We start from the raw sequence: 17,829 nt of genomic DNA, 5'->3' as shown, positions 1-17,829 counted from the left end.
AGAAAAATGATTTTCATTTCTCATATTCTCATAATTATTTTATAATAATCTTATAACCAGATAATTACTGAATGGGAAACGTTTTGAGAAAGCCTATTTCTCATAGTTTCTTTAGTGAAATAGGCCTCAAAACAGTTATTTCTCATCTATTTTCGGGGTATTTCTCATACTGTTATCCTCTTCGTTCGACTATTTTTTCTTTATATATACCCTGTGTGCTCCTCTTCCTGTGATTTCTATTCCAGAATCCGGTTGATGTCCCCACTGTCTTAGTTCGTTGGTTGCTGCTGTTTGCAACAATCCTGTTAGTTTGCGATATTCCCAAACGGTCAGGAAGGGATGTTCATCCAGATACTTTAGAGCTAATGCCAGTCGTTGTTCCGATGTGAATTTATTAGAGGATCGTTGCTTTTTCCAGGGTGCTCTTTCCAGTTGGCATCTTTCGCTGATATTTCTCACCATTTCTCGGTCTACCCGGAAATTTACACCTCCTATAAAAATACTTTGTGCGTTGCGATGACTCCCCCCTTCTTCCGGATCTTCCCGCTCCTTGTCTCTGCCTAAAGTAAGAGAGGGAGTAAACGTTCCTATTCCGTCTATCTTTACCGAGCGTCCTTCTGCCATCAAATGCGCCATTTCAATGGCGGTCTGAAGTAGTACGCCTTCTATGTCTCCTGCACTGAATCCACTGACGTCACCTACTCGTTGCGCCAACTCTTTTATGCTTGTATTATCTATCCGCGCAAATTTAGGATAAGTAATTCTTTTGCCTGTTTTCTGAAGATCGGGCATCTCCTCTATGATATATCTTGCCATATCATCTATTGTTTAAAGTATTAATAGATAAGTTCTTTTGTATTAGAGGCAAACTTCCTTTCTTCTAATAGTAAAGTTCCTTTTGATTAATTATAAACTATAAATGCAACTTTTGTTTTTATAATTGAAGCTTGCGTTTATAAAAACAAAGCTTTCATTTTTATAATCAAAGCTTGCATTTATAGTTTACTCTTATACAAAGATAAGTTTTCTATTTGACAAAAAGAAGTTTATCCTTAATAAAGAAGAAGTTTTCTATTAATAGTTTGGGAGGGAATGAAGATGATTAAAGAGAAAGGATATAACGGGATTTAATGCTTAATATATTATTTCCTAAAAAGTGGATGCAATGCTTCTGTTAGTTTTTAGAAAAGTGTATATTTGTAATATTATGAGTCATACTAATATCATGCAAGCTGAAGAAAATGATTTGGTAAACATTTTATCTTTGCAAAAGAAATCTTTTATGGTGGTGGCCGAACGAATGAATAAATTCGATCTTCCCCCTTTGTTGCAAAATCAGGATGAGATTTGTGATGAGTATCAGACAGGCATTATTCTAAAATACGTATCAGATGATGGACAGATTGTAGGTTCTGTCAGGGGACGTATGGATGAAAATAGAGTATGTCATATTGGTAAATTGATAGTGCATCCCGATTTTCAGAATAAAGGTATAGGTAGAGAACTTATGACTGAAATAGAACGGTTATTTCCCCACTGTCATACGTTTTCTCTTTTTACAGGCGAAGAGACACCCAATACTTTGCATCTATATAGCAAAGTCGGTTATAATATTGTATGTAGAAAAGAAATGGAGGGTATCAGCATGATTATTATGGAAAAAGAAAAACTTACTTATAGAGATTTTACGTTTGACGATTTAGAAACTGTTTGTAAATTACCTCGAAACAAGCAGGAACTGTTTTTTATGTTTCCTAAAGCTGATTTTCCTTTAACAATCGATCAATTAAAGAATACAATAAAAGATAGATTTGATTCGACTGTTGTTTTATTTAATAATGAAGTAGTAGGGTTTGCAAATTTCTATGAGGTAAGAGAATCTCAATATTGTGCTATTGGAAATGTAATAGTAAGTCCTTGTTTTCGTAATCGTGGCGTTGGCACATTTCTGATAAATGCTATGGAAGATATTGGGAAAAAGAAATATAATGTATCGGAGCTTCATTTGTCTTGTTTTGATGCTAATACGAGTGGGCTTCTGTTATATACTAAATTAGGATATAAACCCTATGAAATAGAGAAGTACATTAATAAGGAAAACGAAGTCTCGGCTTTAATAGAATTGAAAAAAGTGCTGTGATTCGAAATAAATCACTTATTTGATTCTGTTATCTCCTGAAAGTATGATAACTTAAAAAAATGCGAGAAGTATCTATGACTGACTATAACTTACAACGATTTTTAGATGCCCAGCGAGGTGATTATGAACAAGCCCTTGCAGAAGTTAGAAACGGGCGGAAATATTCCCATTGGATTTGGTATATATTTCCTCAACTGAAAGGATTGGGCATGAGTTATAATTCACAGTATTATGGCCTTAGCGGCAAAGAAGAGGCTGAAGCATATCTTGCCCATCCAATTTTGGGAGAAAGACTTCGTGAAATAACGTCTGTTTTTCTTCATTTGAAAAATAAAACGGCGCAGGAAGTTTTCGGTTCGTTAGATGCGATGAAAGTATTGTCATGCATGACGCTTTTTAATGAAGTTGCTTCGGATGATTTGTTTCAGCAAGTGATCGACCATTATTATCAGGGTAAAGTGGATGAGACAACAAAAAGAAAATTGGAATAATAACTAATACTATTTTATATGTGCTGTTTAATGAATCTATTGTGGTTGCTGCTTGGTGGTATCTTTACTGCTGTCGAATACCTCATTTCGAGTTTATTGATGATGCTGACCATTATCGGCATTCCTTTTGGGATGCAAACATTGAAGTTGGCCGGACTTGCTTTATGGCCTTTCGGTAAAGAAGTCAGAAGTGGGAACCGTTCCGGTGGCTGCCTCTATATATTGATGAATATCCTGTGGATATTTCTGGGTGGCATTTGGATCTGTCTGTCACATTTGGTTTTCGGGGCTATATTGTGCATTACCATTATCGGAATCCCTTTTGGATTGCAACACTTCAAGTTGGCATCTTTGGCATTATCGCCTTTTGGGAAAGACATTGTAACAGTGTAAGAGTAGTTGGGAGAGAGTATGCCTATAATTAAAAGTTATAATGCATAATTAGAAACTATTGGTGGGTCTTGATTGTTTACCGTACCTTTGCACCCGGAAAACAATTAAAGATAAAAAGATATGATTTCAACAGCTACAAAAACTTTGCAGGCAAATAATAAGATGATTTATGTTGCACTGCTTTCTACTCTGACTTTCTTTCTTTTTTTAGACTATATTCCGGGATTGGAAGCATGGTCGGCTTGGGTAACTCCTCCGGTTGCTTTGTTCCTCGGACTTATTTTTGCATTGACTTGTGGACAAGCGCATCCTAAGTTTAATAAGAAAACCTCTAAATATCTGTTGCAATATTCAGTTGTAGGATTGGGATTTGGTATGAATCTTCATTCTGCTTTAGCTTCCGGTAAGGAAGGTATGGAGTTTACAGTCATTTCAGTGATCGGAACCTTGGTAATAGGTTGGTTTATCGGACGTAAGTTGTTCAAGATTGACCGTAATACAGCTTATCTTATCAGTTCGGGAACTGCTATCTGTGGTGGTAGTGCCATTGCGGCTGTGGGACCGGTATTGAAAGCGAAAGATAGTGAAATGTCTGTAGCATTGGGTACTATCTTTATCTTGAATGCTATCGCACTTTTCATTTTCCCCGCCATTGGTCATGCATTAAATATGGATCAGCAACAATTCGGAACATGGGCAGCTATTGCCATTCATGACACCAGTTCTGTAGTAGGTGCAGGAGCTGCTTATGGTGAAGAAGCATTGAAAGTGGCAACCACTATTAAACTGACCCGTGCGCTTTGGATTATCCCGATGGCTTTTGCTACTTCCTTTATTTTCAAAAGCAAAGGACAAAAGATAAGTATTCCATGGTTTATCTTCTTCTTCGTGTTGGCATTGGTAGTAAACACTTATTTGCTGGATGGAGTACCACAATTGGGAGCGGCTATTAACGGTATTGCCCGTAAAACTCTGACGATTACCATGTTTTTCATCGGTGCTTCTCTTTCTATTGATGTATTGAAAGCAGTTGGAATAAAGCCTTTGGTTCAAGGAATTTTGCTTTGGGTAATTATCAGTTTGAGCACATTGGCATACATTTACTTCGTGTAAGAAATAAAAGAGAGAATTATATAAAAGAGAAAAAGGTGGGAGAATGATCGTAGTAAACGACTTTCTCCCACCTTTCAGTTTTAGTTCAGTTTTAGCCTGCTGATAAAGCAGGGCTAAAGCAAATTATTTCTTCTTCAATTCTTCGAAGATCAATCCTTCCAGTTCTTCAGCCAGTTCAGGATTATCCATGATGCATTGTTTGGCGGCATCACGTCCTTGTCCTAACTTAGTATCATTGTAGCTATACCATGAACCGCTCTTCTTGATGATTCCCAGGTCAGCACCCAAGTCGATGATTTCTCCGGAATGGGAGATACCTTCACCGAACATGATGTCAAATTCTGCTTTGCGGAAAGGAGGTGCTACTTTATTCTTCACCACTTTCACCTTAGTCAGTTTACCGAGAATCTCTTCGCCATCTTTGATCGGCTGGCTACCACGGATATCCAAACGTACAGAAGCGTAGAACTTCAAAGCGTTACCACCGGTTGTTGTTTCCGGGTTACCGAACATAACACCGATCTTCTCACGCAACTGGTTGATGAAAATACAAGTAGTACGTGTCTTGCTCACAGCAGCTGTCAACTTACGAAGAGCCTGCGACATCAAACGTGCCTGAAGGCCTACTTTGTTGTCACCCATGTCGCCTTCGATTTCCGCTTTAGGAGTCAGTGCGGCTACAGAGTCAATAACGATGATGTCGATAGCAGAAGAACGAATCAGTTGTTCCGCAATCTCCAACGCCTGCTCTCCGTTATCCGGTTGAGAGATATAAAGATCATCGATATTTACGCCCAGTTTAGATGCGTAGAAACGGTCGAAAGCGTGTTCGGCATCAATAAAAGCAGCGATACCGCCGGCCTTTTGTGCTTCAGCAATGGCGTGGATAGCCAATGTTGTTTTACCGGAAGACTCCGGGCCATAGATTTCGATGATTCTACCTCTAGGGTAACCTCCAACGCCAAGTGCCACGTTCAGGGCAATAGAGCCTGTCGGGATCACTTCTACTTGTTCAACACTATCATCACCCATTTTCATGATAGAACCTTTACCGAAGCTCTTTTCTATCTTTTCCATGGCAGCCTGTAAGGCTTTTAGTTTTTCGCTTGATGCCATTTTATTATCTGTTTCAAAATTAAGTTCGTCTTTTTTTGCCATACCTTATTCTTATATAATTAATGGAGTTATTGATTTAAAATCTGTGAGGCATGTTCTTTGGTCTTCACTTCTTTGGGAGTGATAATTCGTTCTACGATTCCCTCTTCATTTATCAGGAAAGTAGTGCGGAAAGTACCCATGTAAGCACGTCCGTACAGTTTCTTTTCTCCCCATACTCCAAATTCTTCTACTAACTTTTTGTCAGTGTCAGCAATCAGAGTGAAAGGAAGATTGTTCTTTTCGATGAATTTCTGGTGCGACTTTTCATTGTCTACGCTGACACCGATTACTTCATAGCCGGCTTTACGTAGTTCGGAATAGTTGTCGCGCAGGTTACACGCTTGTGCGGTGCAACCTGATGTACTGTCCTTTGGGTAGAAGTACAACACAATTTTTTTCCCTTTATAAGCACTTAAACGGATTTCTTCGCCTTTCTCATTGATACCTAAGACTTCCGGTGCTTTATCTCCTACGTTTATCATAACTTTCTTTTAATGAATAGGTGTACGCTTATAATTCCAAATCCTTGTCGAACTCTTCATGCCAGGGAAGACCTTGTTTATTGAGTTGTTCCATGAACGGATCCGGATTGAATTCTTCTACATTGTTTACACCCGGACGATTCCATTCGCCTTTGAAGAACATCATGGCTCCAATCATTGCCGGAACTCCGGTGGTGTAGCTTACTCCCTGCATACCGGTTTCCTGATAAGCTTCCTGGTGACTACAGTTGTTGTATACATAGTAAGTACGTTCCTTACCGTCTTTCAGACCACGGATACGGCAACCGATAGAAGTTTCTCCTTCGTAGTTTTCTCCTAAATCCTGCGGGTTAGGCAATACAGCCTTCAAGAATTGCAATGGTACAATTTTCATTCCGTTGTAATCAACCTCGTCGATTCGTGCCATACCAATGTTTTGGATAACGCGTAAATGAGTTAAATACTCCTGTCCGAAAGTCATCCAGAAACGTGCACGTTTGATAGTCGGATAATGTTTCACCAAAGATTCCAGTTCTTCGTGATAAAGAAGATACGAGTCACGCGGACCGATGTTCGGGTATGTCAGGTCTTTATGGATTTCCAGCGGACCGGTAGTTACCCATTTGCCATTTTCATAATAGCGTCCGTTTTGTGTAATCTCGCGAATGTTGATCTCCGGATTGAAGTTTGTAGCAAAAGCCTTATGATGGTTACCTGCATTGCAGTCTACAATGTCCAGATATTGAATCTCATCAAAATAATGTTTAGCTGCATAAGCAGTATAGATACCGCTTACTCCCGGGTCGAATCCGCAGCCGAGGATAGCTGTCAGACCTGCTTCTTTGAAACGATCGTGATAAGCCCACTGCCAGCTGTATTCAAAATGAGCTTCATCTTTCGGCTCATAGTTGGCGGTGTCCAGATAGTTCACTCCGGCTTTCAGACAAGCTTCCATAATCGTCAGATCCTGATAAGGGAGAGCCACATTAATCACCATTTCGGGTTTGAAATCGTTGAATAAGGCTACCAGCTCCTCTACATTGTCTGCGTCAACTTTTGCTGTTTTTATATTGGGGTTACCTATTGCCTCGACGATTTTATCGCATTTCTCTTTCGTACGACTGGCAATCATGATATCTGTAAATACATCGGCATTTTGTGCCACTTTGTGTGCAACGACAGTGCCAACACCGCCTGCACCAATAATAAGAACTCTACCCATTTCTGTATTTAATGAATTATAATTTATGATTTATTGGTTTGGCAAATATACGTGATTATTTTCAGATAATCATTGCGCAGCTACTCCTTTTTATTTGTAACGTTGCAAGGTTCCGTTTTCGAATTCCAGCGTTTTGCCATTGTAGAACCAAGTTTCGAAACGACTGTCTTTTTTCAACTCGATTTCTATCGGATCACCAATGGATAAACGACATTCTACCGTACTCATCCCTGCCTCCAAATCTCCCCGGGAGATAATCTGCCAACGGCTTTCTGTAATGCCCGGATATTTTTTATGTATATCCTCGAATCCGAAAAAGTCCTCGATATAATTATCATTTTTGACAATCACGTCATATTTCAGATCTGTTTCCAATTCGTAGATTGCCCCGTCCCTGTCCGTTAATGACAGAGTAGCCAGGCTGCCGGGAGGAGATAATTTAATCTCTTTTATTTGCAGAACCGTATATCGGGGCAAGTGAACACGTGATTCGGTCTGCTTATCTTCAAAAGATACGATTCTTTTGGCCGGCAGCATCTTTTTAGGATAAACGGTCATTCCCAAGTATTTATTTTTCAGGCTTTCAATAGTACCCAGACTCTTATTAGTGAAACTGAATGCATTTGAAAAATATTTCATTCTCTTTTCGCCTTGAAAATCATTCAGGTCCATGCCGGAGTTTGTTCGCGAGAGAGCGACTTCCAGATAATAAGAATGTCCCTGTGTATCTTTGAATACGATTTTCACTGGATATGCCTGACTGCCGACTCCAATAGCGGTAATTGTAGCTTCCGTATTGACAGGAATTGCTATATCCCGATAGCCGGAATAATTGTTGGCATCGTCTACCCGGGCACTTTCAGATTGTATATAGACTGTTTTTCCTACTAACAACTCTTTGGCAGTATCTACATCTTTCAGATAAACCAATCCATTGATACCGGCACGGGGAGCCTTCTCGCAAATCTCGTCCAGCCTCATGTTCTTTATGTCATAATAATATTTTTCTCCCTCACATTCGAATACGAAGCGAGTGGAATAGTTGGTCCCGGTTGATATATTTTGAGCCTTCTCTTCTGTTCCCGTGAAAGTGAGAATCTTGTGCTTCAGCAGGCTGTTGTCTATTCCTTTGTCGGTGTCGTAGCTGGAAAGAGTAGGAAGGAACATGTTCCGTGTAGAAGGAACAAACATAAACTTCATTCCGGGTGTCCATTTACACAGCGGTTGCAGTGGAAAGTTATTCTTGATGAATTGTTCTTCTTCACCTACAGGGATTTCCTGCGTGGAAGGAGTAGTGACAATGTAATCACTTTGAGCTGTGATAGGACACGTGCCACAACAGAATAGAATTAAAGACAGGACAATTATTCTCATATTTGTTTACTTTAAGTGAACTATGTAAATTGTTCGTTTGTTGTATATCTATTGGCAAATGTATATATTTTATGTTGTATTGGATGTTATTTTCCAATCTTTTTGATATCTTTGCCCCCGATTTTAACTTAAACGTTATAACAATATGAAGAAAGTATTTGTTTCAATTTGCATGGCTGGTGCAGCACTTGCAATGTCTTCGTGCCGTTCGGTTGAGAAGGCAATCCCCCTGTCATCTATCAATGGTGAATGGAATATTATAGAAGTCAACGGCTCGAAAATTGCTCCGGGCGAAAGTAGAACCCTTCCTTTTATCGCTTTTGATACAGCGACCGGTCGTGTGTCCGGCAATAGCGGATGTAATCGTATGATGGGCAGTTTCGATGTAAATGCGAAGCCGGGAAGCCTTGAACTTACAGGGATGGCTAGTACCCGAATGATGTGTCCGGATATGACTACTGAAAATAATGTATTGAATGCTTTTGCGCAAGTAAAAGGATACAAGAAGGCAGGTAAAGATAAGATGTATCTTTGCAATTCGTCCAACCGTCCGGTTGTCGTTCTACAAAAGAAGGAGGCTGATGTGAAACTTTCAGTTTTGAATGGAGAATGGAAAATTAAAGAAGTGAATGGTGAAGCAATTCCTTCCGGTATGGAAAAACAACCTTTCATTGCTTTTGATGTGAAGAAAAAGACCATTCATGGCAATGCCGGATGTAATTTGATTAATGGTGGTTTTGAAACCAGTACAAGTAATGCCAAATCTATTTCTTTCCCGGGAGTAGCAAGCACAATGATGGCTTGTCCTGATATGGAAACAGAAGGTAAGGTGCTGAAAGCTATCAATGAAGTGAAATCATTCGATGTGTTGTCCGGTGGTGGCATTGGTTTGTATGACGCAAACGGTGCATTGGTCATCGTGCTGGAAAAGTAATAAAGAAGAGTTATATATAATAGGATATGCCTGTGTCGCACTTGACGATACAGGCATATTTTTTTCCCTTTATCGAACCAGAGTCGCCTGTATTTGTTTAAAGAAACAGTTGTTGATTGGCTTTGAATATGACTATGTCAGCAGTGTTTATTTATTAAAACTGTCTTTTTGGCAGATATTATGTCATGCATTCGTATAATTTCCTTTTGGCACACGGTTTGCTTTTTAATAAGCGTCCGTTCGCGGCGAAGCTCCCTGATAAGAGCAGAGAAACAACCGGACAAAAAGAAATCATTGAATAAATAATAAATAAAAAAATAACGATCATGGGAAAAATTATTGGTATTGACTTAGGAACTACAAACTCTTGTGTTGCCGTATTCGAAGGTAACGAACCTGTAGTAATTGCAAACAGTGAAGGTAAGCGTACAACTCCTTCTGTTGTCGCTTTCGTTGATGGTGGCGAACGTAAAGTGGGTGATCCTGCAAAACGTCAGGCTATTACGAACCCTACACGTACAATCTTCTCTATCAAACGTTTCATGGGTGAAAATTGGGATCAGGTACAAAAAGAAGTGACTCGTGTTCCTTATAAAGTAGTGAAAGGTGACAACAACACTCCGCGTGTTGACATCGACGGACGTCTGTATACTCCGCAAGAAATCTCTGCAATGATTCTTCAGAAAATGAAGAAGACTGCCGAAGACTACCTTGGACAGGAAGTAACAGAAGCAGTCATCACCGTTCCTGCTTATTTCTCCGACTCTCAACGTCAGGCTACAAAAGAAGCCGGACAGATTGCCGGTCTGGAAGTAAAACGTATTGTAAACGAACCGACAGCCGCAGCTCTTGCTTACGGTCTGGATAAGGCTCACAAAGATATGAAGATTGCTGTATTCGACCTTGGTGGTGGTACATTCGATATCTCTATCCTCGAATTTGGTGGTGGTGTATTTGAAGTACTTTCTACAAACGGTGATACTCACCTTGGTGGTGACGACTTCGACCAGGTAATCATCAACTGGTTGGTACAGGAATTCAAGAACGATGAAGGTGCTGACTTGACTCAGGATCCGATGGCTTTGCAACGTCTGAAAGAAGCTGCTGAAAAAGCTAAGATTGAGCTTTCTTCTTCTACAAGTACAGAAATCAACTTGCCGTATATCATGCCGGTAGGTGGTGTGCCTAAGCACTTGGTGAAGACTTTGACTCGTGCAAAATTCGAATCTCTGGCTCACGAATTGATCCAGGCTTGTCTTGAACCATGTAAGAAAGCAATGAGCGATGCAGGTTTGAACAATGCTGATATTGATGAAGTAATCCTTGTTGGTGGTTCTTCACGTATTCCGGCTGTTCAGAAGTTGGTAGAAGATTTCTTCGGCAAGGCTCCTTCTAAAGGTGTGAATCCGGATGAAGTGGTAGCTATTGGTGCTGCTGTGCAGGGTGCTGTTTTGACAGACGAAATCAAAGGTGTAGTATTGTTGGATGTTACTCCGCTGTCAATGGGTATCGAAACACTGGGTGGTGTAATGACTAAGTTGATCGATGCTAACACTACCATTCCGGCTCGTAAGAGTGAAACATTCTCTACTGCTGCTGATAATCAAAGTGAAGTTACGATTCATGTATTGCAGGGAGAACGTCCGATGGCTGCCCAGAATAAATCAATCGGTCAGTTCAATTTGTCTGGTATTGCTCCGGCTCGTCGTGGTGTTCCTCAAATTGAGGTTACATTCGATATCGATGCGAACGGTATCTTGAAAGTATCTGCTAAAGATAAGGCTACCGGTAAAGAACAAGCTATCCGTATCGAAGCATCCAGCGGTTTGAGCAAGGAAGAAATCGAAAAGATGAAGGCTGAAGCTGAAGCTAATGCTGAAGCAGATAAGAAAGAACGTGAAAAAATCGATAAACTGAACCAGGCTGACAGCGTAATCTTCCAGACTGAAAATCAGTTGAAGGAATTAGGTGATAAGTTGCCTGCTGATAAGAAAGCTCCGATTGAAGCTGCTTTGCAGAAATTGAAAGATGCTCACAAAGCACAGGACTTGGCTGCTATCGATACTGCTATGGCAGAAATCAATACTGCCTTCCAGGCTGCAAGTGCTGAAATGTACGCACAGGGTGGTGCACAGGCTGGTCCTGATATGAACGGTGGTGCTGGTCAGCAAGATAATAGCAAGCACGGGGATAATGTTCAGGATGCTGACTTCGAGGAAGTCCACTAATATCTATAAGTAAACTACTAATAGTATGTAATATAAAAAGCGGTAAATCATTGATTTACCGCTTTTGTTTTTATGTTTTTCCTCTGTTTATTATGTTATATTTATATATGTTTGCATTATATTTGCCACATTGTTGTCACGCGCTTTATTATGTGAAAATATGATTTTTAATTAACATCTTTATCTATATTAAATTTTAATACTCACTTTGTTGTCTTTCTGGGTAATATTGAATAGTCTATCTCTGCACGAATTGTATCTTTACTTGCGTTTTTTTACAATAAATATGATTGACTGGTAGATGCTTGTCCGGTTTTATTATCCATTCCTTAATTTCAAAGGGGTACAATAATAAGTAGCGAAAATAAAGTAAGAGTCACAGATTTCATGGCTCTTACTTTATTTTATTTATTCTATTCTTCTTCCAAATTGAGCCCTAATTGCATTGCCGATTCCTTTACTACTTTGTAAATTTGTGCCGATTCATCCAATGGATTTAAACTTGTGGTTTTAGCCTTAAAAGAGATTTCTATTTCCAAACCATTATTTTTGAGAGGAACAACAAAGCTGGAGAATAAATCAGTCCAACGCTCAACCGGTACTTTTCCAGAGACTTTGATGGATTTAAATTTCCGTAACTCGTCTACAGGTTGGGAGGGGGCTGTATGCTCCGATTTTTCTCCTGTGGGTGAATTCCAAGCACTTGACTGTTCATCGGTAGAACTTTCTTCAGATTTTGGTTGATTATTAATAGATTTGTCCACTAACCAATATTGCGGATCGGTAACATCTAAGAATGGAACAGATTCATGATGATAAATGTGATTGTAGTTTCCTTGTTCACCACAAGCTACATTAAAATCACCATTCTCGCAATACCTTTGAATACTTTTGCTGACAGTTTCCACTCCACAAATCATGGGTTTGTCATCAAAGCGTAGAAAGGCCTCATATAAGTCGTTAACTTGTATGGGTTGCTCTATTGTAGGGTATAAGCCACTGCTGCGTAAAGTTCCGAGGCCAATTGACTTTTCAAGCAGCCATTCTTCTTCTTTTATATTGTTAAAAAGGTTGCTACTTAGTTGCGTGTTAAAATCTTGTGCAAAATCTTTAATCTCGATTTTCTCTATCCCCTCGCTAACAGAGTATTTACATACAATATTATAAGCTGCAATAAGTAAAGCATTTGCTTGTTTATCGTACTCGGCTTTACGCTCTAAAATATCTTTCTTCTGTTCTGGTTCTATCTGCCCGCTATATTCAGCTTGTATTTTCGCACAAGCCAAATACTCAAGTAGCTTACTATGTAGCATACCTAGACCTATTTCAGAACATGCCAAATATAATATAGTATTTCTGTATATTCGACTACTATAACCTTTATTTTGGGCTATTTGCTCAACTTGCTTTTTGGTTTTGGTATTTATACTTCCTGGTTGTGTTGCATACTCAGGACCGAGTATCACCAATGTAAGACTTTTTTGTTCAGGAATATCATTGGCTGGATTAACCAGTACCTTGATTTTTGATACATTACGGGTTTGTGCATTTAGTCGATTAATAATTTCTCCCGAAATATCCGCTTGACTTATTTCAGCTTTAGCCTGATTTACCAAAATATTGATATTAGGTTTGGATTGAAACCAATAACTGCGTGAACCAACATTGGTGGAATAGAGATAATGAGCTACTTGTTCCAATTTGTTTAATGCACTATTTACTTCACTATGATTAAATGCACTAGGTTTCAAAATACATAGTTTTAGTTCCTCAATAGTCAATCCTTTGTTTTGCAAGTTACCCAATGAAGCCATTAATATGGTAGTGGCTATACCTTGGGTCAAGTTATATTTGCCGATATTGTTGTTAGGATCTTCATTGTCTATTTTATAAGCATTGCTTGAGGTACCTATGACATCGGCATGAATCACTGTTTCCCACTGACTTCCCATCAAGCTGGTTATAGTACCTGTTAATGTTGGCAGATTACTAAGGTTGACATCCGAGGTATGGATTAATGCCTGGGTACCAGTTAATGATCCCCGTCGTGTCCACAAATCCTTCACGATGGATGCTAATAATCGTAATACTCCACGCGTACGCTGGAAACGAGAATCCTGTCCCCATTTTAAACGAAACATATCAATCAATTCCGGATGGAAGGGATAAGATTTGCGCATCTTGTTAATATATTCCATGCGGTCGGCTTGATTGGGTAAATCGGAACGCCGATTATGATATGTATTCTTGTAACGGTTTAAAACAAGCTCTATCACTTGCGGATTCCCAATATTGTCGAATAAACGACGGCGAACGACTTCAAATATTTCTTCATCTTCGACGGGTTTTATACTTGTTCCAACTCGGACAATACGGTTTTCTAAAGCAGTCAGTATCTGTTGACCGATGGCCGATGAAGCAACTTCCGTTGCGCTAGCGGGTAATGTGGCAATTAATACGCAGCGAGGTACAGAAGATACCACTTCAGTCAGTGTTTGCATAAAACCAATAGTCTGATCGGATAGACTTCCTTTTCCTATCATGACTGCCGATGCTTTATTACAATAGTCTGCTAACTCATCAATTAGTATAAGAGCAGGGGCTGACTTTTCCAAAATAGGTCGAAATAAATTGGCTGCCGGTGAAATCCGTTCTATGTCATTCTTTTTAATTAAGTTGTATCCTTCTAAACCTCCTAATTGATAAGCCAGTTCTCCCCATAAGGTATAAATAGTGATTCCATCATCGGTGGTTCTGCCTTGTGATACATCAGTGGTGTTATTGGTAAACACTGCCACTTGCGCATTCTCAAACTGAGGGGCTACTTTACTATCTAAAATATGTTGAGTATAGGCTGAAGAGAGCAGAGATTTTCCAGTTTTTGTAATGTGGTATAAAGAGATCAACGTATGTGTTTTACCACCTCCGAATCCTGTCTGCAGGGAGATTACTCGATTATCGGTTTCTTCGCCGTTCAACGCACGAACAACTCGGTTGGCTATATCGCGCAATCCGGCTGTGATATAGGTTTTTTCAAAGAACATGGTCGGGTTGCTATACACTTCTTGTCCGATGCCCATAGCCACTTCACTAAGGTTTGCTGCAAAAACAGATTCATCCAGTGAGCCGTTGCGGATATCATAATGGGGATATACATTCGTATACCAGGCCGGTAGAGGGGAGTCTTCGGAGAAAGAAACTGTAGAAGAAGCTTCTGTAGTGACAGGTGTCTCTATTTGAATAGTCGGTTCATTTTCTCTATTTTTTATTGTATCTATTTCTGTTACTAAATCAGGCATCTGAAGTAATTTGGCTACTAGTTTCATAGTGCCAAAAGCTCTGTCTATCTCGTCTTCATCCAATGGCTGATAGTGATTGCATTTATTACGTACTTCCTGTATCTCTTGCAGATAGCTGATAAGTTTATTTGCTTCTTTGCTATTTCCCAATTCATCGGTTAGCTCTTGTTTAAAGGCAATGGCAAAGCTTGATAGATTGCTATAATCTACCAGTTGCTTACGGTCACTATCTGCGGATAGCGACTGAACAGCTTTATTCCAGGTGTTTTGTTTGTCCGGTTTAAGCCGTGCAAAGAATATGCCTTCCCAAGGCTCATCCTTAAATTTCTCCAGTAAGAAACCCACGACGAACGGACGCATGGCTTCAATAAAAATACTGAGTGCTTTGGATAAATTATCATTCATAATCATTCTGTATTTATTAAAATCCTAAATTCATTTGTGTAGCTTGACCGGTTATATCCTTCTGGCAAGACTGAATTAGTTCCTCACTATTAGCAAGTAGCTCATTTACTTGTTTAAGGTCATCTCCATCGGGGAGTAACTCTTTTAGGGAGGCCAATACACGCCAAAAACTATTGTTAGCTTCAGAACCTACCAGCTTAATAAGACGCAATAGTTTAGGACGATTTTCTTTAGACCATAGCATCATAGCCTGTTGAACTTGGTCTATCAATGGATCATTGATGTTAGTACCTTGTATTTCGCCCGTGATTCGTTCTGTGTAGGAAGCTAAATGCTGCTTATTCCCATCTTTAATAAGTAAATGATGATGGAATATGTCGCTAACATCTATATTCATTCCGATGCGTGTGAATTTTGCAGCATCATCAAAATCTGTTTCTTCCATACCGTTCATTTGCAACCAGCCAATGTAGAATTTGGTATATTCATCTCCTTCAAAACCTCTGAGCAAAGCATTGAAAGCTGCTGTTTTTGCTAGTTCTAAAAGTTCCGTTACAGTTACTTCGCTTCCATCAGCTTTTTCTACTTTTTCATATTTGCCAAATTCACTTACTGCTTGTCCAAAGCAAGCTGTTAATAGATCGGCGCCGCGGAAACCTAACCCATAAAGTTTTTCTACCTCTTTATTAACTTTTTCTTCAATGGCTCGTTTCACTTGTTTGAAGCTGCCATAACCAGAACGTTCGGAGGGGCGACAGGAAACGGTTACAGAAGATTCAAGTGCGGCACTTGCCAGTCCCAAACTTCTATTTGCCATTTCAGTATCCATAGGCCAGCTGCCTGTTATGTTCATGCGGGCACTTAGAATAGAATTACACAACGTGGTCCATGCTTCTGTTGTTTGGTGAGCAAACATTATACTGACAATATCAGACGTTTGTTGTTCTATTGCATCAAATATATCTGTGAGCTTCTTTTCAAAGTATAATTTAGCTTCTTGTTCGCTATTGTTATGATGATGTTTTAGCGCAGTACACTCCTCTGATTTAGGTGTTTGCGGTGTTGAAAAGTTTAATGGATATGTATCATTTAATGTTCGCTTTAGCCAAACGTAGAAAAAATCTGATATATCAGCATACGCAATCGCATCATAATATGGAGGGTCTGTAACCACAGCAGTCAGCTGTTTACCTCCAAATTGGCTTTTTTCTCCACTTGATGCATTTTTTAAATTAGCACAAAAAGAAGAATTACTTTCTGATTCTATATATCGCAGTATCCATTCAAGTTGGTTTGTTGCGCTGCCAGAACTACTACAGAAAGGATTGGATTCCGGATAATCAAAAACCATGGCAATAGCTTGTCTGCTGAATGGGTGTTCTATTTTTTCACCACTATTATGCCATCTTCCCAAAGAAGTATTAGCTACAGCAATTCGATCAATCCAGATTGCTAGGTAAGTGTAAAGAGCTTGAGTATATTGTGTCAGCTCTATTTTCTTTTTTAAAAGAGAGAAGCTTTTTGTAAATGATTGGAGCATAAATAGCTGACGGTCAGAGAACATGTCTCCATAAATTTCTATTCCCCATCCTGGAGTATTGAAATTTCTATTATTTTCAACAGCCATTCTATCTGTAGGCTTATCTATATTTTCAGATTGTGGCTTAATGTATTCATTTTTACTTGATGATGTATACAGCTTTCCACTATTTGTTTCAGAAATGATTGCTAATAAAACTTCTTTAGATGTTTTTACCTTAAACTGTTGTTTAACCTGATTTACAACTGTAATGCTTCCACAGCAAGGGCAAGTCATGTTTCCCCGATTATTCCATCCTTCTTTTATTGAACAAACTCCTTCCTTAATCTCAAATTGAATATCTGTCCCATTAATGATAGGATTCAAATACACCTTCTTCGATGAAGTATTCGCCAAATAGAATTGTTTCAACAAGGGCACTTCTGCTTTGCAACTTGGATTAGAGCAAGTAGCAGTTCTTGCCCAATAGTAAGCGATTGGTTTGTTCCCATTCTCATCAGCAGGATATAAATACCCTACTTCTTTCTCTGTCATAGTCAACAATTGCTTGGCATAATATTCCACATCAAAAGAAAGTCTGTTGGGAATATCTATAATGCCGTTGCTAATAGAAATTCCTTTGGCAATGAGTATATCTATTCCCTCTTTCCCGTAAATACGACGAAATTCCTCTTCTGTATATCGTATGGGCTTACCATATTTTTGCGGAAACTCTACACTTCCTTTTTCAATGATATGGGCAACCGGATTAATATCATTGCCATAGCTGCGACATCCCAAACGTGCTGCCTCTAAAGGTATAGCACCTCCACCCGCAAATGGATCAAACACACTTGGCATCTGTTTTTGAAAACAATCAATTGCAGTTTGTAGCGCAGCCTCCTTTTCTTTTATGATATCAGTTACCAAATGACGGTCTATACAACTATAGAGATTGTTTTCAGCTTCTTCAATAGCTTGATAGACAGCATCAAATGATTGACTTAACGAAATAAAAGAAGCATTAGGATTCTGTCCTGCATTGTATGCAACCCAGATTAACTTTCTTGC

General features: G+C 39.2%; 13 protein-coding genes. 6 read left to right on the top strand and 7 right to left on the bottom strand.

Annotated features, from left to right (window positions below):
• Nucleotides 1-189 precede the first annotated feature (189 nt).
• Nucleotides 190-816 carry an HU family DNA-binding protein gene (locus tag BSCG_RS21815; protein ID WP_004302073.1) on the bottom strand — a complete coding sequence of 209 codons (627 nt, stop codon included), beginning with the start codon at nucleotides 814-816 and terminating at the stop codon, nucleotides 190-192.
• Between the two features lie 391 nt (nucleotides 817-1,207).
• Here BSCG_RS21815 and BSCG_RS21820 point away from each other — a divergent pair, with 391 nt between their 5' ends.
• From BSCG_RS21820 to BSCG_RS21835, 4 genes are all read left to right on the top strand, one after another.
• Nucleotides 1,208-2,140, top strand: coding sequence for a GNAT family N-acetyltransferase (locus BSCG_RS21820; protein ID WP_225493252.1), 933 nt, complete (start codon nucleotides 1,208-1,210; stop codon nucleotides 2,138-2,140).
• Nucleotides 2,141-2,199: 59 nt separating this feature from the next.
• Nucleotides 2,200-2,631, top strand: a complete 432-nt coding sequence (locus tag BSCG_RS21825) for a DUF1810 domain-containing protein (protein ID WP_004312519.1) — start codon at nucleotides 2,200-2,202, stop codon at nucleotides 2,629-2,631.
• Nucleotides 2,632-2,649: 18 nt separating this feature from the next.
• Nucleotides 2,650-3,024 (top strand): YccF domain-containing protein, encoded by a 375-nt coding sequence (locus BSCG_RS21830; RefSeq protein WP_004312518.1) that lies wholly within the window; start codon nucleotides 2,650-2,652, stop codon nucleotides 3,022-3,024.
• 120 nt (nucleotides 3,025-3,144) lie between these two features.
• Entirely contained in the window at nucleotides 3,145-4,137 is a 993-nt protein-coding gene (locus BSCG_RS21835) for a YeiH family protein (RefSeq protein WP_004312517.1), read from the top strand.
• A 123-nt stretch (nucleotides 4,138-4,260) separates the two neighbouring features.
• Here BSCG_RS21835 and recA read toward each other — a convergent pair whose 3' ends face one another.
• The 4 genes from recA to BSCG_RS21855 form a co-directional block, all read right to left on the bottom strand.
• Nucleotides 4,261-5,295 (bottom strand): recombinase RecA, encoded by a 1,035-nt coding sequence (recA, locus tag BSCG_RS21840; protein WP_004312516.1) that lies wholly within the window; start codon nucleotides 5,293-5,295, stop codon nucleotides 4,261-4,263.
• A gap of 26 nt (nucleotides 5,296-5,321) precedes the next feature.
• Nucleotides 5,322-5,777, bottom strand: a complete 456-nt coding sequence (gene bcp, locus BSCG_RS21845; RefSeq protein ID WP_004312515.1) for a thioredoxin-dependent thiol peroxidase — start codon at nucleotides 5,775-5,777, stop codon at nucleotides 5,322-5,324.
• Between the two features lie 28 nt (nucleotides 5,778-5,805).
• On the bottom strand, nucleotides 5,806-6,999 hold the full coding sequence (locus tag BSCG_RS21850) for a saccharopine dehydrogenase family protein (protein WP_004312514.1): 1,194 nt from the start codon (nucleotides 6,997-6,999) through the stop codon (nucleotides 5,806-5,808).
• A 90-nt stretch (nucleotides 7,000-7,089) separates the two neighbouring features.
• Nucleotides 7,090-8,373: a hypothetical protein gene (locus BSCG_RS21855; RefSeq protein ID WP_009040398.1), complete on the bottom strand. Its 1,284-nt coding sequence runs from the start codon at nucleotides 8,371-8,373 to the stop codon at nucleotides 7,090-7,092.
• 145 nt (nucleotides 8,374-8,518) lie between these two features.
• On the opposite strand from BSCG_RS21855, the gene BSCG_RS21860 reads away from it, so the two are divergent.
• Together BSCG_RS21860 and dnaK are read left to right on the top strand one after the other, a co-directional pair.
• A complete protein-coding gene (locus BSCG_RS21860; RefSeq protein WP_004312512.1) occupies nucleotides 8,519-9,307 on the top strand; it encodes an META domain-containing protein in 789 nt (262 codons plus the stop codon).
• Nucleotides 9,308-9,633: 326 nt separating this feature from the next.
• Nucleotides 9,634-11,535 carry a molecular chaperone DnaK gene (gene dnaK, locus BSCG_RS21865; RefSeq protein ID WP_008775118.1) on the top strand — a complete coding sequence of 634 codons (1,902 nt, stop codon included), beginning with the start codon at nucleotides 9,634-9,636 and terminating at the stop codon, nucleotides 11,533-11,535.
• A 413-nt stretch (nucleotides 11,536-11,948) separates the two neighbouring features.
• Here the strand turns inward: dnaK and BSCG_RS21870 are convergent, their stop codons facing one another.
• Entirely contained in the window at nucleotides 11,949-15,239 is a 3,291-nt protein-coding gene (locus BSCG_RS21870) for a DUF499 domain-containing protein (RefSeq protein ID WP_032849356.1), read from the bottom strand.
• 16 nt (nucleotides 15,240-15,255) lie between these two features.
• On the bottom strand, nucleotides 15,256-17,829 hold a 2,574-nt coding region (locus BSCG_RS21875; RefSeq protein WP_032849338.1), incomplete at its 5' end, for a DUF1156 domain-containing protein.

Origin of the sequence: Bacteroides sp. 2_2_4, from assembly GCF_000157055.1 — a bacterium.
Taxonomy (GTDB): domain Bacteria; phylum Bacteroidota; class Bacteroidia; order Bacteroidales; family Bacteroidaceae; genus Bacteroides; species Bacteroides ovatus.
Note: the sequence above shows the minus strand (reverse complement) of the source record. Positions and strands in the feature narration are given on the sequence as shown.

Excerpts from the sequence above, each read along its gene's own strand:
- BSCG_RS21830 (WP_004312518.1), top strand. The coding sequence starts at position 2,650 with ATGTGCTGTTTAATGAATCTATTGTGGTTGCTGCTTGGTGGTATCTTT.
- BSCG_RS21820 (WP_225493252.1), top strand. The coding sequence starts at position 1,208 with ATGAGTCATACTAATATCATGCAAGCTGAAGAAAATGATTTGGTAAAC.
- BSCG_RS21870 (WP_032849356.1), bottom strand. The coding sequence starts at position 15,239 with ATGAATGATAATTTATCCAAAGCACTCAGTATTTTTATTGAAGCCATG.
- BSCG_RS21815 (WP_004302073.1), bottom strand. The coding sequence starts at position 816 with ATGGCAAGATATATCATAGAGGAGATGCCCGATCTTCAGAAAACAGGC.
- BSCG_RS21855 (WP_009040398.1), bottom strand. The coding sequence starts at position 8,373 with ATGAGAATAATTGTCCTGTCTTTAATTCTATTCTGTTGTGGCACGTGT.
- BSCG_RS21860 (WP_004312512.1), top strand. The coding sequence starts at position 8,519 with ATGAAGAAAGTATTTGTTTCAATTTGCATGGCTGGTGCAGCACTTGCA.
- BSCG_RS21850 (WP_004312514.1), bottom strand. The coding sequence starts at position 6,999 with ATGGGTAGAGTTCTTATTATTGGTGCAGGCGGTGTTGGCACTGTCGTT.
- BSCG_RS21835 (WP_004312517.1), top strand. The coding sequence starts at position 3,145 with ATGATTTCAACAGCTACAAAAACTTTGCAGGCAAATAATAAGATGATT.
- recA (WP_004312516.1), bottom strand. The coding sequence starts at position 5,295 with ATGGCAAAAAAAGACGAACTTAATTTTGAAACAGATAATAAAATGGCA.
- dnaK (WP_008775118.1), top strand. The coding sequence starts at position 9,634 with ATGGGAAAAATTATTGGTATTGACTTAGGAACTACAAACTCTTGTGTT.
- bcp (WP_004312515.1), bottom strand. The coding sequence starts at position 5,777 with ATGATAAACGTAGGAGATAAAGCACCGGAAGTCTTAGGTATCAATGAG.
- BSCG_RS21825 (WP_004312519.1), top strand. The coding sequence starts at position 2,200 with ATGCGAGAAGTATCTATGACTGACTATAACTTACAACGATTTTTAGAT.